Annotated in this window: 12 protein-coding genes; all 12 read right to left on the bottom strand. The window is 71.1% G+C overall.

All coding sequences use genetic code 11. The annotated features are described in order from the left end of the window. Nucleotides 1–16: 16 nt before the first annotated feature. The 12 genes from AC0VYN_RS23160 to AC0VYN_RS23105 all read right to left on the bottom strand — a co-directional run bounded on the left by AC0VYN_RS23160 (nt 17) and on the right by AC0VYN_RS23105 (nt 14,675). Nucleotides 17–481: a DUF6238 family protein gene (locus tag AC0VYN_RS23160; protein WP_475532529.1), complete on the bottom strand. Its 465-nt coding sequence runs from the start codon at nt 479–481 to the stop codon at nt 17–19. A gap of 80 nt (nt 482–561) precedes the next feature. Next, nucleotides 562–2,034, bottom strand: coding sequence for an SCO6880 family protein (locus AC0VYN_RS23155; protein ID WP_475532528.1), 1,473 nt, complete (start codon nt 2,032–2,034; stop codon nt 562–564). A gap of 82 nt (nt 2,035–2,116) precedes the next feature. Continuing rightward, nucleotides 2,117–3,490 (bottom strand): SCO6881 family protein, encoded by a 1,374-nt coding sequence (locus AC0VYN_RS23150; RefSeq protein ID WP_475532527.1) that lies wholly within the window; start codon nt 3,488–3,490, stop codon nt 2,117–2,119. 36 nt (nt 3,491–3,526) lie between these two features. Beyond that, nucleotides 3,527–5,584, bottom strand: a complete 2,058-nt coding sequence (locus AC0VYN_RS23145; protein WP_475532526.1) for a methyltransferase domain-containing protein — start codon at nt 5,582–5,584, stop codon at nt 3,527–3,529. 44 nt (nt 5,585–5,628) lie between these two features. Continuing rightward, entirely contained in the window at nt 5,629–7,008 is a 1,380-nt protein-coding gene (locus AC0VYN_RS23140) for a phosphotransferase (RefSeq protein WP_475532525.1), read from the bottom strand. 100 nt (nt 7,009–7,108) lie between these two features. Then, nucleotides 7,109–8,023 (bottom strand): NUDIX hydrolase, encoded by a 915-nt coding sequence (locus tag AC0VYN_RS23135; RefSeq protein WP_475532524.1) that lies wholly within the window; start codon nt 8,021–8,023, stop codon nt 7,109–7,111. Further along, nucleotides 8,013–9,350 carry a methyltransferase gene (locus AC0VYN_RS23130; protein ID WP_475532523.1) on the bottom strand — a complete coding sequence of 446 codons (1,338 nt, stop codon included), beginning with the start codon at nt 9,348–9,350 and terminating at the stop codon, nt 8,013–8,015. The genes AC0VYN_RS23135 and AC0VYN_RS23130 overlap by 11 nt, the downstream gene beginning before the upstream one ends. Then, a complete protein-coding gene (locus tag AC0VYN_RS23125) occupies nt 9,347–10,723 on the bottom strand; it encodes an MFS transporter (protein ID WP_475532522.1) in 1,377 nt (458 codons plus the stop codon). The genes AC0VYN_RS23130 and AC0VYN_RS23125 overlap by 4 nt, the downstream gene beginning before the upstream one ends. 148 nt (nt 10,724–10,871) lie before the next feature. Next, on the bottom strand, nt 10,872–11,324 hold the full coding sequence (locus AC0VYN_RS23120) for an NUDIX domain-containing protein (protein WP_475532521.1): 453 nt from the start codon (nt 11,322–11,324) through the stop codon (nt 10,872–10,874). A 23-nt stretch (nt 11,325–11,347) separates the two neighbouring features. Beyond that, a complete protein-coding gene (locus AC0VYN_RS23115; RefSeq protein ID WP_475532520.1) occupies nt 11,348–13,336 on the bottom strand; it encodes an ABC transporter ATP-binding protein in 1,989 nt (662 codons plus the stop codon). Beyond that, nucleotides 13,333–13,803 (bottom strand): NUDIX domain-containing protein, encoded by a 471-nt coding sequence (locus tag AC0VYN_RS23110; protein ID WP_475532519.1) that lies wholly within the window; start codon nt 13,801–13,803, stop codon nt 13,333–13,335. The genes AC0VYN_RS23115 and AC0VYN_RS23110 overlap by 4 nt, the downstream gene beginning before the upstream one ends. After that, entirely contained in the window at nt 13,800–14,675 is an 876-nt protein-coding gene (locus AC0VYN_RS23105) for an aminoglycoside phosphotransferase family protein (protein ID WP_475532518.1), read from the bottom strand. The genes AC0VYN_RS23110 and AC0VYN_RS23105 overlap by 4 nt, the downstream gene beginning before the upstream one ends. Nucleotides 14,676–14,775: the final 100 nt, after the last annotated feature.

Here is a 14,775-nt window from a genome sequence, read left to right as displayed (position 1 = left end):
ATTCTGCGGGTGGTGCTCATCGCACGCAGGCCGTGGTGTGCGTGCGGAGGTCGGTGGGGGTGGTCTTACGGCGGATGATGTGTCCGGCGGCGAGGTGGCGCTGGCAGATGGTCAGCACGGGCGGTCCCTCGGGAAGCCGTTCCGGGTGGCACGCGCTCGCCTCGGCGTCTTCTGCCGCTGCGGTGCTGGGCAGCAGGTGGAAGGCCGAGTGGATCTCGGCGGTGGCCTGCCACACGCGGGTGTGCGCGGTGGCGAGGTGGCGGCCGGCGGCGGGGTGCGGTGGCCGGGTGGCCTCAGCGAGCCGGTCGAGAAGCTGGTGCAGCGCGGTGAGGTGGCCGTGGAGCACGTCAAGGTGCAGGCGGTCCACCGCCGTGGGCGAGGTGGCGTCCGGCCGTGCCAGAGCACGGGTGTGGTGGCGGACTCCGACGCTCGCGGCACGAAGGTAGGGGTGCGCGTCCTGTGGACACGTGCGAGAGGTCAAAGGTGGTGGTCCTTCCTGCCCGGAGGCAGGGGCGGTGGTAGAAGATTGCTCCTGCCGCGGCGTGATCGAAAAGGGATGGGTCACAGGGCTGTCCGCGCGAGCGGCAGCGCGGTGAGGGTGAAGGCGTCGGGCTGCTGGTAGTTGAGCCGTCGCAGGTCGACGCCGGAGGTGACGGCGCTGGTCTCGATCTGCGCGCAGGCCGCGTCCAGGAGGGCATCGGTCTCGGCCGTGACGGTGACCAGGCCGGTCAGGGCCACGTCCGCGTGCCCGGCGATGAGCTGGCGCTCTCGCATTTTGACGTCGGCGTACTCGACGGAGTCTTCCTCGCTGTCGACCTGTCCCCGGCGGGCGCGCTCGTTCGCGTCGGCGATGATCGCGGCCTTCTTCCGCTGGACGTCCCGCAGCGCAGACTCGAGCCCCTGCGGCGCGTATATCAGGGACAGGCTGCGCCGCACTCCGGCCGTGAACATGATCCCGTGCAGGAAGCCGGCTCCCATTTCGGTGCGCGGCCAGTTCTCCACCCAGTACGTGGCGTGGCGGGCGGAGTCGGTGGCGAGGCGGTCGTACTCCTCGAACTGGACGACGGGCCCTGCGGCTGCGGGGTCCGCCTCGGCGCGGCCGGTCTCGGACCACTGCTGGAGCGCGGCGAGGGCCTTCGGGTCATATGCGGTGCGGATGACGGCGGCGATCTCCCGGGCGCTCAGCCAGCCCGTGACCATGAGCCCGGCGTTCCGGGCGGCCTGGGCGATGGACGCGGTCGTCTGCTCCATGACGGTGAACGCGCCCGGCAGCCCGCCGCCGGCCTGGCTGATCAGGCGCTTGGCGGCCTTCAGGTCGAGGGAGATGGCGAGGTAGGTCTCGTGCGGGGCGGCGGCGGGACCGGCCGAGGCGACCAGTTCCGAGTAGATCTGTCCGGCGACTGGGGCCTGGGGCTGCCCGTTCTGGGTCCAGTGGCGGGTGAGGGTGTCGCCGCTGTCGGGGACGGTGCGCTCCAGGACCTGCACGGTGGCGATGTGCCCGGTCCGTGCGATGCCCGCGAGCGCACGTCCCCAGCTGGCCACGTTGTGGTTCTGGGTGGCGGGGTCGAGGAGGGCGAAGGCCCGGGAGGTGACGCGGGCGATGGCGGTCAGGGTCTGCCGGTGCGGGTCGTGGACCGCTGCAGCGCCGTTGGCGGAGTCGCCGGGGGTGACCACCTTGAGGGAGGCAGCGGTGCCGGGCAGGTGAAGGACGCCTTCCTGCCGCGGGCGGGTGACAGGCCGGGCGAGCCAGAGCGTCTGGCCGGTGCGCCGGCGCTGCGCGTAGCGGGCGACGATCGGCGCCCAGTCGATCAAGGAGCGGCCGTGCCGGCGGATCGCGACGAGAGCGCCCGATGCAGCCAATAGCGGGGTCAGGGCGACGGCGCCGAGCAGCCCGGTGGAGAGCACCGTCATCAGCAGCAGGGCCAGTGTGCACGACACGAGGACGAGCTGGGGAAGGGAGAGGCCGAGGAGGATGCCGCGACGGGACCGGTGCGGGAACTTCACCGTGACCGGGGCGACGGAAAGGTCAGTCATGGGGCGGGTCCTGGAGGCGCGGGTGGGGGCCCCGGGGGCGGGAGCGCGCGGTGCGTCCCGCCCCCGGGAAGCGGGCAGAGGATCAGAGGCCGGTCGGCGGCGGGGGCGGCCCAGCCGTTCCGCTGGTCGTGGCGTTCTGTGGGCCGGAGGACGGCGGTGCGCCCTGGGGCGGCGGGGTCGTGGTAGGGGGAGCGGATTGCCATCCGCCGCCCTGGCTGGACGCGGCGCTCGGTCCGGACCCACCCGGGCCCGGGCTGCCTCCCACCTGGCTGCTGGTGTCGGAGACACTCGTCGGCGGGGGCTGGACGGCCTTCTCCAGGCCGGACTTGATGGCATCACCACCGGGCGAGACGCCCGTGCCACCGCCTTGCGCGTCTTCCTTGCCACCGCCTCCACCGGTCGAGTGGGAGGCGATGTCGCCGGGGAAGCCGCCTCCGCCTGCGGCGTCGGGGCCTTGCGGAGCGGCGCCTGCTCCGGCTGCCGCGCCGCCGGTTCCGGCGGTGGCGGCTGCCGCCGCGGCCTTGCGGGTCGCGTTCTCGGCGTGTGCCTTGGCGACTTGGGCTCCGGCGCCGCCGGCGCGGTGGATGGACTCGCCGTCGGTTCCGTCGGCCGCCCAGTGCACGAATTTGAAGACCGCGTACGGGCACAGCAGCACCAGAACCATGATCACGATGCCGGACATGACGTCGGCGAGGGCACCGATGCCGTCCTTGGCCTCGGTCTTGCCCATGGCGGCGATGCCCAGCACGAAGATCACGGTCATCAACAGCTTGCTGACCACGAGGGTGGCGGTCGCTTCGATCCAGCCCTTGCGCCAGCGGCGTGCGACCTCCCAGCCGCCGCCGGCACTGGCGAAGATCGCCAGGGTGACCATGACGAGGATGCCGACCTTGCGGACCATCATCACGCACCAGTAGAGGAAGGCGCCGATGGCGGCGCCGAGACCGGCCACGACCGGGACGAGCCAGCCCAGCCCGGCCAGGGCGCCGATCTGGCTCACCTTCACGATGCGGCGCACGGCCGACTCGATGTCCAGGCTCGCGGCCTTGAACAGGCCGTCGGAGATCGCGTCGACCACCTCGACGGCGACCGTGGTGAAGGCGATGGCGCAGAAGGCGAACAGGACGCCCGACATGGTGCCGGTGAATGCTTGCGTGAGAGCTTGACCGTCGCGTCTGACGGCGGCCCGAACGAGCTGCGCGCAGAACGTCGCGACCAGCAGGACCAGGCCCAGCGGCAGCAGCATCTCGTAGTTGTCGCGGAACCAGCCGGCGTTCAGGTCGACCTTGGTGGTGGTGTTGACCGCCTTGGCCGCCAGGTCGGCTGCTGCGGCTGCCAGTTCACCTGCCGACTTCGCCATCCAGTCGCCGATGGCCTTGCCGGGGTCCGAGGCGAAGTCGACCGCGTCACCGACGGCGCACAGCTTGTCCGCCAGGGGGAAATCACAGAAACCCACGGAGAGTTGCCCCTCCTTTCTTGTGTCAGGCGCGGGTCACTGCGTGACGCTCGGAGCGATGGCGGCCAGGGCGCAGTCGTGGTTGGGCCGGCACTGCACGGCCAGGGTCACGGCGCGTTCCTCGGCTCCACCGCCGCCCTTCTTCCAGGCGATCTGCTGCTTTCCGTTGACGGTGACGACGTAGATGTACGCCTTGGTGATCGCGGACGGGTCGTCGGCCAGGGCCTGCTTGAACGCGGAGGGGTAGTGGCCCTCGGTGACACTGGCGGTGGCGTGCTGGTCCTGGTCGGCCATGCGCGACCACAGCACCGGATCCGGGACTTGGCCGGAGACCGATGCCCAGTCGGCGTACGTGGGCTCGTTGGTCATCCACGCGCGCATGCCGGCGAAGTGGCGGGCGTGCAGCACCTGGCCGCGCCGCTCGAGCGTGATCGCCCGGGTATAGCCGCCGATCTCCAGCGGCAGGACCAGGCGTCCGCCCTCAGCCAGTTGCTCCCGCCAGGCCGGGGCGATGTCCCAGCAGTTGTAGGTGATCACGCTGCCGTCGAAGCCGCCGCGCGGCACGAGGTGTGCGGGTGCTCCCAGGGCCGCGTCGGCCTCGACGACGGTGACGCGTCCGCTGCCGGCCTCCGTGAGGAACCGGCGGGTGCGGCGCACGACCCACGGGTCGATGTCGACGGTGACCACGCGCCCCTCGGTTCCGGCGACGTGGGCGATCAGTTCGGCGTTGTAGCCGCCGGACCCGGCCTCGAACACGATCGCGCCCGGCTGAAGGTGCAGGCTTTCGATCATGTCGGCCTGGAGCCACGCCGCGGACACCGAACTGATCGCCGCTCCGGTCTCGTCCCGCCGGGTGATCACGGCCCGGTCGCCGCCGTCGTACGCGGTCGCGAGGTTCGCTTCCGGGGCGAAGCGGTGGCGGGGCACGGTCCGCAGCGCCTCTTGGACCTGTTCGGAGGGGGCCCAGCCGCCGTCGATGACCGTCTCGGCCATCTCGTGGCGGAGCCGGGCGGCTTCGGTCGGCTCACCGGGCACGGGCGGCTGGTCGACGGCGAGGGGGTAGGCGTGGACGGGCGGCAGGTCGGGGATGACCCCGGGCCAGATGGTTGCCAGGGCCTGCGCGGCAGGGGTGAAGACATCACCGACGCACGACAGGGCGTGCAGGTCATGCCACTCCCACCGGTCGAACAACTTCGGCTCTTGGTTGGTGAGGGTCCCCGACCAGGCGGTGATCCGGACAACGGCCGTAAGCCGGGGCACGCCGTGGCTGGCGTCGACGAGCATCGTCACCACATACGCGTCCGAGGCCAAAGCAGTCAGGCCGGTCTCCTCACCGAGTTCGCGGACCGCCGCCGCCGCGAAGTCCTCCGGTCCGGAAGTCTTGCCGCCGGGCAGCTCCCACATGCCCCGACGCGAGCGGCCGAGTAGGACCCGCCCATCCTCGTCGGTGACGACCGCGAGGGCTCCGGTCACGGCGTGACCAGTGGGTGGTTGCCGCCTCTCGACCGCGGCGGTGTCCCTGTGGCAGGAGCCGCGCAGAACGAGGACGGTGAGCTCGTCCGCTTCCAGCCGTACGACCTGCTTCCATCCGGCGGTGAGCAGGACGATCTCGTCCTCGTCGAGGGCGATGTCACGCCGCTCCTCGGGGGTGTGCTCGACCACCGGAGTGATGACCACGAGCGCGCCGCCGGGCCGCAGCCGCTCGCCGAGGGCGTGCAGGACGCGGCTGCGGTCGCGCAGGAAGGGATACATCAGGCGCAGGCTGATCAGGTCATATCCCTCCTGGTGCAGCTCTGCCGGGTCGTCGTTCTCGATGTCCAGCTGTAGCCAGCGCACTCCCGCCACTTCCGGGTGTTCCTCGCGGGCCCGGGCGATCGCGCTGCCGGCGAAGTCGACGGCATCCACCGCGTAACCGAGAGACGCGAGGTAGGCGGCCAGTTCGCCGGTGCCGCATCCCACGTCGAGCGCCCGACCGCCGCCTTCGGGGACGGGCGTGTGCTCGGCGAACACAGCCCGCTCGGCGTCACCGAGCTGCCGGAAGTTCTTCCCGTCGGCGTAGTGCTGCTGCCACTCCTCGCGAGCGGTGTACCCCACGGTGCTGCTCCTCAACTGGTCGGATGCGGTGGATAAGGCGGTGTTCACGGGTGGCCCGTGGCGCGGAGGCGCGCCAGGGTGCGGCGGCCGCGTTCGACGAGCTCCGGATCGCCGTGGGCGGCGCCGTACTGGATGCCGGAGACGGCGTCCAGGGCAGCCAGGACGGCCAGGTGCTCCTCCTCGGCCGGGGTCAACGGGCGGTCGTAGCCGTCCATCACGGCCTCGTACAGGTCCGGCCGGCCTGCCCAGGCGTCGGACAAGCGCACGAAGTCCCGTACGGCCGGGCCGTCTTCGCTGCGCTCGAAGTCGATCAAATGCAGGCTTTCACTGGTCTCGTCCCAGCGCAGATTGCGCAGTTGGAAGTCGCCATGCGTGGGCCCCGCCTCCAGGGGAGGCAGCCCCGCGGCTCTCACCACCATCGCCCGGACGAACTCCTCGTCCCCGCAGGCGAGGTGAGGACGAGCGGCGTCGAGGTGACGCTCCCACTTCCCCAAGGGCAAGGTGTCGCCGGTTGCCGGCCGGGCAGGCGCGCTGCGGTGGATGGCTGCCGCGAGCCGGCCAATGCGGTGGAAGATCCGCCGCTGCTCTGCCGGTGGGTGAACGGCGCCGTGCAGGGAGCGGCCCGGTACCGCGGTGATGACGACGGCCCTCAGCGCCTCGTCGGCGGCCACCAGGCGGGGCGCGGCCACGCCCAAGCCGGGAATCCAGGTGCGGTACGCGGACACCTCCCGCTGGTGGAAGCGATCGTTCTGGTGGACCTTGACGAACCACAGCCCGCCTTCGGCACTGACAGCACGCCACACCTGGTTGCCCTCCCGCGCCCAGGACACGTCCGTCCAGCTGGTGACGCGCCCGACGGCCCGCTCTGTGAACTCCCGCAGCCGGGCATCCGGCCCGGCCGTCCCGGCCGCGGGGACGGGCCGGCGCCGGTCGAGGTCCGGGTCGTAGGCGATCGGGTCACCGGGCTGCTGGAAGTGCACGGCCATCGCCTGGCCCGCCCGGTAGGTGTCCAGCCCGGCACGGCAGTACGCGACCATCGGTTCCGGCAGCGCGTCGAGACCGAACCAGTCCATCGCGTCGCAGACGGCCGCCTCCCGGACAGCGGGGGTGCCCTGCCAGGTGCGGACCTCGAAGAACATCCCGGTCCGGGACATGCCACCAGGGCTGCGGTGGTGGACGGTGACCGCGAAGCGGACCTCGGTCGGTTCGATGACGACGCCGGTCTCCTCGTGCGCCTCGCGGATCAGCGCGCCGACGACATCCTCGTGCGGGCCATCGAGGTGTCCAGAGGGCAGATGCCACATGCCCGAGGCGTAGACGTTGCCAGCCCGGCGGGACAGCAGGACCTCGGGGCCGGTGGCGCCGTCGCGGCGCAGGATCAGGTGGACGTCGACCGGCTCCCGGTGCCGCTGCTCGCCGCTCACGACGCCGCTCCTGGCCGACGGGCCAGCAGGACGGTGAACAAGGCGTCTTCAGGGCCGACGGACGGTTCGTCGGGGCGATCGGGCACTGGCGGTTCGACGTTCACGCCCATCCCATCTCGGAGTAGGACTGGCGGGAGCGGATGCCGTGGACGGCCGTTCGGGTGTAGGGCACCATCGGCTCCGGCAGGCCGTCGAGCGGCCACCATTCCCAGCGGACGCACCGGTCCGGTTCGCGTACCTCCGGCTCTCCGCACCACGCCGTCGCCCGGAAGAAGAGCTGGATGCGCGGCTCGGCATCGGCGTGGTCGAGAAGGTGGACGGTGTGCACCAGGTCCATGTCCTCCGGCCTGATGACGAGACCGGCCTCCTCAACCGCCTCCCTGACCAGGCAGGACCGCACCGATTCCCGCTCGACATGTCCGGCGAGCGCGTGCCACTGTTCAGCGGCGAACGCGACGTCGGGATGGCGTAGTCCGAGCAGGGTGTGCCCGTCGCGCTCCAGGTAGAGGTGGGCACCGATCACGTTCTTTACGGCCCCCGCACCGCCCTGTGATGCCCCGGGCCGCTGCTCGGGTACCGACGCGATCCCGCTGAGGGGGTTCTTCGCATGGTGGGCGAGGATCGCCTCGTAAGCCCAGGGGCACATGGAGAGGTGGACCATGGTGTCCACGTCGAACCAGCGGAACATGATGCCTTCGGTGACCGGCAGCCGGTCGGCGTCGCCGTCCCACCGGCCCTCGTAGACCTGGATCCGGCCCTCGGTGACGTGGGGGCCCGAGGCGTTCACCGTGGTGAAGAGCGTCAGGTCGGGGATGACGAGGTCGGCCTCCTCGCGGAGTTCGCGGACGATCGCCTCGTCCGGCGTCTCTTGGCCTTCGGGGCCTCCTCCGATCAGCGACCACGTGCCCGGATCGCAGATCGGCTTGTTGGCATCCCGCAGGTGCAGCAGGTACTGCCCGCGGTTGTTGGTGAGGATCACGGCGGTGCTGGTGGCCGTGGCGGGATCAGTGTGCATGGCTGTCGCCTTTCTCCAAGAGCGGGTCAAGTTCGCCCGTCGCCCCCGTACCGGTGTGCGAGGCGTCGGTCAGCGTCCAGGACAGGGCGCCGCAGCGGCTGGTCACCCGCTGGACGCCGTCGGCGTCGATCTCCAGCCGGTAGGTGTGCGGTGAGCCGGCCGCGCGCCAGCGGTCAGCGACGTCATGAATCTCCGCCCAGATATCACGCGGCCCGAAAGAGGCCACCTCCCAGCGGCGATGACCGACTCGGCGCGCCCGCACCCAGGAACCGCACCGCGGTGCGCCGATCGTCAGGTCTTCCGCGCTGAAGTCGCGGACGAGCCCGGGGTGGAGGTGGTCCAGGGCCAGCCACATGCCCCGGTCGGTATCCGCCGGCGGCTCCAGCCGGCTACGCCGGGTCCGGCCGCCCTCGGATGCGGTGAGCCGATTGCGGAAGGCGGCGGACAGGAACAGCCGGTCGAATCCGGCGCCCCCGCGGTGCCCGAACTCCACCGCGACCAGTTCCGCCTCTACAACGCCGGTCGGGGTTATGGTGATCACTGCCAGGCCCGGCCAGGACGGCGAGGACGTGCCGAGCGTCATCAGCGCACGTCCGCCTGGCGCGAGTTGGCCAACCAGGGCGGGCGGAATCCGGGGTACGGCGAAGGACACGAAGATCCGGTCGTACGGCCCCCACTCGGGCCAGCCGGCCACGCCGTCCCCGGTCACCACAGCAGGTTGGTAACCCAAGGCCATCAGACGCGCGCGGGCGGCCTCGCTGACGTGCCGGTCGATATCGAGGGTGACGACGCCGTCGTGGCCGCAGATGAAACTGGCCACGGCGGCGGTCACGCCGGCACCGGTGCCGACGTCCAGCACCCGCTGCCCGCGGCGCAGGTCCAGGCGCTGCAACAGGTCGGCGGTCATGCCCATCGTGCTCGACATCGCCGTCATGGAGCCCCCGGACCGGACACCGGGGGCCCGGCCGAGGATGCGCTCGCCCTCGTGCTGGATGGACACGCTGTCCCCGCTGTGGAGAAGAGCCAGCAGTTCCTCCCGGTCGTCGGGCCGCGCCCAGTCCAGCAGCTCCCAGCGCGGCGGTTCGTCGGGGGCGCTGCGCCGCACGTACGCCTGCGGCATCAACGTCTCGCGCGGCAGGGCGAGCAGCGCATCGCGCACGGGGCCAGGGTGAAGGTCGCTGGCCTCCTCCAGGCGGGCGACCATCTCTGTCCGTGCGGCGACGACCTGTGGATCCGAGGCGTAGGGGGCGGGCGCTGCGGTGCGCGGTTCGGGGAGCGCGGGGGCGGTCGGCCCGCCTTCCGTACTGCCGGGGTTCAGGTGCGTCACGGCATGCCTCCGTCCATCGCGCCCTCCGCGGCGGGTGCAGGCCCCGGCGCGGGCACGGCCGGCCCAGCGGCGGCAGGCGGCTGCCCCGTGGTGTAGCCCGTGCCCTCCGGTGTGGGCGGAGAAGCGGGCATCTGGCGCAGGGCACGCAGCGGCGAGCGGGCAAGGACCACAAGCGGTACGACGAGCAGGCACGCACCGGCGACCAGCGCGGGGCGTACTCCGGCCCACGTGCCGAACCCGCCTGCGAACAGCGCGCCCAACGGCCGGGCGCCGGAGGCCAGCCAGGTGCTCACGGCCTGCATCCGGGCCTGCATGCTGTCCTCGGTGATGATCTGCCGGATCGACCGCTGAGTGGTGCCCGCCGCCCCCGCGCAGGCCAGCTGAAGGAACAACGCTCCGCCGATCACAATCTCCCAGCCGAGCCCTGGCGAGGCCAGCAGCAGGGGGACCTGGGTGAGCGGCGTGAGCGCGAGCGCGCCGAGCATCATCGGACCGGGGCCGAACCGCCGCGCGATGGCCGGGGCGGACAGGGCCCCGGCCGCCGCGCCCAGTGCACCGATCCCCAGCACCACGCCGAAGGCGGTCGCGCTCATCTCCAGGACCCGCAGCAGGTACAGCGCCCACAGGGTGTTGAGCACGGTCAGGGCCAGCGACGTGGTGGCGTTGACCCAGGTGAGCACGCTCAGCCGGTGGTCGTCGCGCACGTACCGCAGGCCCTCGGCGATCTCCGTCCGCAGCCGGCGCTGCTTGGTCCGTGCCGGGGTGGTCTCGCGGGCCTGGATGCGGGCGGTGCACCAGGCACTGAGGAGGTAGGAGCCGACGTCCCCGAGCAGGGCACGGGCCGGGCCGAGCAGCGCGGTGAGCGCGGCGCCGAGGCTGCTGCCACCGGTCGCCGCGATCGCGAACAGGCCCCCGATGCGGCTGTTGCCCCGCTGGATCAGGGACCGATCGACCAGTGTCGGCAGCAGGCTGATCGCCGCCGCATCGTGCAGCACGCCCGCGGCCCCGTGAACCACGGCGACCACCATGAGCTGCGCCAGGGTCAGCTCCTCCAAGGCCGCGGCCACCGGCACGGTTGCCAGAGCCGTGGCGCTGACCAGGTCACCGGTGATCATCTGCCGTGGCTTGGAGTGCCGGTCGGCGAGCGCACCGGCGTGCAGAGCGAACAGTGCGGGCGGCAGCTGCCCCCAGAACGCCAGCCAGGCCACCTGGCTGGGGGTGGCGTCCAGGTGGAGTACGGCGAGCACCGGGATCGCCATCGAGCTGATCGAGCTGCCGGCCACGCTGGCGGTCTGGCCGGTCAGGTAGCGACGGAAGTCGCGGTGCCGCCATAACGACTTGGGCGCGGTGGAAGAGTCAGGACAGGCAGTCACGACGTCCCTCCTCGGCTTCTCCCGGGCGCTCGGTGAGCACCGACGACCGAGGTAGGGGCAATCCGGTAGGACGCCCCTGGCAGCACCGGGCGGCTACCGAGCCGCTGCGGGCCCGTATCCATTGAGGCGCTGGGGGTGGAGGCCACAGTCACCACCCCAATTCGGTGTAGAGGCGGCCGGCCCGGATGCCCTCGATCGAGGCGCGGGTGTACGGGACGATCTTGTCGGGGAGGGCGCCGGAGGGCCACCAGCCCCAGGACACGCAGCGGTCGGGCTCGCGTACCTCCGGCGTTCCTGCCCACTTCCGGGCGCGGAAGACGAGCCCCATGCGGGGCTGCCCGCCGGGGTGGTCCACGAGGTGCACGGCGAGCAGGCGCCGGCAGGCGAGGTGTGGGTGTTCGCCGGGTTCGACGACTCCTCCGGGCAGCAGCCACCGGTCGTCCTCGCGGTAGGTCGGGTGGACCAGCAGGACGCGGTCGACCTGGTCGGTGCTGATCGCGGCGGTGCCGAGCCACACCGCGTGCCGGGTTGCGGCGTACTGCCATGCTGACAGGACGGACTGTGAGGCAACTCGTGCTGGCGGGGGGAGGGAGGAGGACATGGCTCTGTCTTTCGGTGGGGCGGTCATGCCTTGTCTACGACGCTGGGCGAAGCAGGCTGCGGGACGTTCGGGGTCGGGGCGTACTGGGCGGCCTGTGTGTCGAACATGGCGGCATATCGGCCACGTGCGGCGATGAGTTCGTTGTGCGTGCCGTGTTCGGTGAGGCGCCCTTGGTTGAGGACGTAGATGTGGTCGGCGTGGCGAACGCCGGACATGCGGTGGGTGACCAGGACGACGGCTCGGTGCGGGGCGGCGAGGCGGCGGATGCGGTCGAAGGCGGCGATCTCGGCTTCGGGGTCGAGGGCGGAGGTCGGCTCGTCGACGATGAGGACGCTGTCCGCTTGCGATGTTGAGCTGCGCCAGTGGGTGCGGGCCAGACCCACCTTCTGCCATTCCCCGCCGGAGAGTTCAATGGCTCCGCGGAACATTCGGCCGAGCATGCTGTCCAGACCGTTGGGGAGTTTGGCGGTAACGGGCCCGGCTCCGGTGTAGTCGACGGACTGCTGCAGGTCGTGGGCCGAGGCGTCGTGGTCGGGACGGCCGATGCGGATGTTCATCGCGGCCGTGACAGGCCAGCGCTGGAAGTCCTGGGTGAGCAGGGAGACGCGGTGGAAGACCTGGGCGCGTTCGAGCCCGGAGATGTCGGCCTCGCCCCACTTCACGGTGCCGTCGTGAGGCAGCAGGAGACCGGAAAGGATCTTCATCAAGGTGCTTTTTCCGGAGCCGTTCTCACCCACGACGGCGGTGACCGACCCCATGGGGAAGGTGAGCGTGACGTCGTCCAAGGCCGGTGCGTCGCGGTCGGGATACCGGTAGGTGACGTGCTCCAGAGAGACCTGCTTGACCTGGTCAGGAACGGAGTTGCCGGTCTGGGGGATGGCGCGTTGGGCGGCTTCGACCAGGAACTGTCCGTGGTCCTTGACGTAGAGGGACTCTTCGTGCAGCTGGTTGATGTTCATCACCAGGGCGCCCAGGCTCGCCGAACCGGTCCGCACCGCGATCACGGCGGTGCCGGCGACGGCGAGGCTCATGTGCCCGGCCATGATCAGCCAGATCATCGTTCCGTAGGTAGCGGCCATCGCCAGCCCGGACAGTGCGGAGGCGACCCATTCGGTGACGGCCTTGCTGGAGGCCAGACGCTCCTGCTCCGCCTCTGCGCTCGCGGCCATGCGCCGGTACCGGTCGAGGAGGAAGGGACCGACGGCGTGGATACGTACTTCCTGGGCAGCCGTTCGCTCGGTGAGAAGGTTCCCGATGAGACGGCTGGCCCGCAGGTGCTCGATCCAGCTCATCATCGACACGTAGCGCTCCTGTGCGACCCGCATGGCGCCCCAACCGCGGGGCGCGGCGATGACCAGCAGCATGGGCAGCAGCGCCGGGTGCAAGACGGTGAGCACACCAGCCGTGGCGATCAGCGAGATACTGCTGTTCAGCGCGGAGACACAGGCGCCGATCATGCGGCGCGCGGAGGCGGGCCCGTACTGGGCGATGTCGATCAGACGCCGGAAGTCCGGGTCGTCGATGGCTTCGAGTTCGACGGCGGTGGCCGCGGCCAGGTACTGGGTGGTGGCGATCCGCTCGACCTTTGGCTCCAGGCGGCCGGCACGAGAGGTCGACCAGCCGGCCAGGGCGGAGTTGACGACTGCGACGCCCGCGGCGGCGAGCAGTCCCGGCAGCAAGGCGTGCAGCCGCTCGACAGCGTCTCCGCCCCCTAACAGCGCGTGCATGACCGCGTTGATGGCAAGCAGGCCGACCGCGGCGGCGATGCCCTGGCCGAGTTCGCTGATCGCCACTGCCACGAGCGCACGGCGATCCGCGCTCCAGGCCATCCGCAGGGCAGCGCCGACGAGTCTGGGCATCTGGCGTAGCGCGGAGCGCATGGTCAAGTCCAGGCCCGCGTGCTCGTGTTGAGACCAGCCCATGTCGTAGCGCAACGGCCCGCCGAAGAGCTCGCGCTCTGCCTCGGATACCTGGGGCTCCGCCATGCGGACCTTGCCGAAGAATCGCTTCACTCGCTGCCTCCCTGCGTCGGCCAGTTCAGAGCCCGGTAGGACGGGCCGTGGGTGATCATGTGGAAGATGGCGGTGGTGTACGGGTGGCAGTCCGACGGGGGCTTCTCCATCGACACCCAGAACAAGCCCTCGTGCTTGTCCGGCTCGGCGTTGTGCGGCTCGCCCGCCCAGGACTGGGCGACGAAGACGGCGGTGATCCGGTCCGGGCCGTCGCCGGAGTCGTGGTGGTGAATGAGGCCGCAGAACTCCTGTTGCTCGGCGCTGATGCGGACCCCCGTCTCTTCTTCCGCTTCGCGCCGCGCGGCGTGGTCGAGCGGTTCACCGGCTTCCAGATGGCCACCAACGACGGTGAGTTGTCCCGGTGCGAGGGCCGCCTCCGGTTTGCGACGTACGCACAGGGCTGCGCCGTTCGAGCGGAGCAGGACTTGGGCCACGTCAGCGATCAGCAGGTGAGGCGCGTCACTCACAGACGGCCCTCCTGTAGCAGGCGTTCGACGGTGCGCCGGCCGCGCGCGGTCACGAGCGGATCGCTGTGCCGGGGGCCGTAGGCGAGAGCGCTGGCGGCGTCAGCTGCTGCGAACGCTGTCAGCGCGTATTCCTCTGTCTCGGACAGAGGCCGGCCGTACCCCTCGAACAGGGCGGTCCGCAGTTCGGGATGGTCCGGCCACAGCGAGGTGGCGAGTTTGACGAAGTCGGTGACACGGGGGCCCGGTTCGCTGCGTTCGAAGTCGATCAATGCGCAGCGCTGGCCGTTCCAGAGCAGGTTGCGCTCCCAGAAGTCCCCGTGCCGCCACCCGGCCGGTAGCGGTCCGCAGCCGGGCAGCGCGCTCACCAGGCGCCGCAGCAGGTCGGCTTCTGTAGTGGAAAGGTGGTCGCCGGCCTCGGCGATGTGCTTGTCCAGGCTGGCCACCGTGTTCTCGACGACTGCGCCGGCTTCCGGCTGGACCAGGGGGCCGGTCATCGCGTCGTGGAAGCGGCGCAGGAGCTGGCCGGCTTGCCGATGGGCCGTGCGGCGGCGCGCGGGTGACTCCTCTTCCTTCAACGGCTCGCCGTCCACGGCGGTCAAGATCATGGCGAGCAGCTCCGCGGAACTGGCCCGCAGCACCGGGGCATTGCCGTGACCGAGGTGAGGAACGGCCACACGGTAGGCACGGGTCTCCCGCGTGTACAGGATCGGCTTGGGCGCCACTTTCACGTAGTGGTCGCCGGCGGGGCGGGTCACCCTCCACACCTGGGAGTTGTCGCGGTCGTGCGAGGAGTCCCGCACATCGTCCAGGGGGCCCAGCACGCTCTCCACCCAGGCGTGGAGGGGGGAGGGAAGACGAGTGGAGTCCGTCATGCGAGGTACCTCGTATCCGGTCGTGCGCCGTCGGAGAGCAGGGCGGCGCGGTCGGAGGCGAGGTGAAGGCTGGCGCCCGAGGAGGCAGCGGTGTTTTCGA

This window comes from Streptomyces sp. 63XJN7_1_ISO-PGPR-S23-121, from assembly GCF_056173025.1.
Note: the sequence above shows the minus strand (reverse complement) of the source record. Positions and strands in the feature narration are given on the sequence as shown.

Coding starts and splice junctions, on each gene's coding strand:
- AC0VYN_RS23155 (WP_475532528.1), bottom strand. CDS start 2,034: ATGACTGACCTTTCCGTCGCCCCGGTCACGGTGAAGTTCCCGCACCGG.
- AC0VYN_RS23135 (WP_475532524.1), bottom strand. CDS start 8,023: ATGCACACTGATCCCGCCACGGCCACCAGCACCGCCGTGATCCTCACC.
- AC0VYN_RS23120 (WP_475532521.1), bottom strand. CDS start 11,324: ATGTCCTCCTCCCTCCCCCCGCCAGCACGAGTTGCCTCACAGTCCGTC.
- AC0VYN_RS23105 (WP_475532518.1), bottom strand. CDS start 14,675: ATGACGGACTCCACTCGTCTTCCCTCCCCCCTCCACGCCTGGGTGGAG.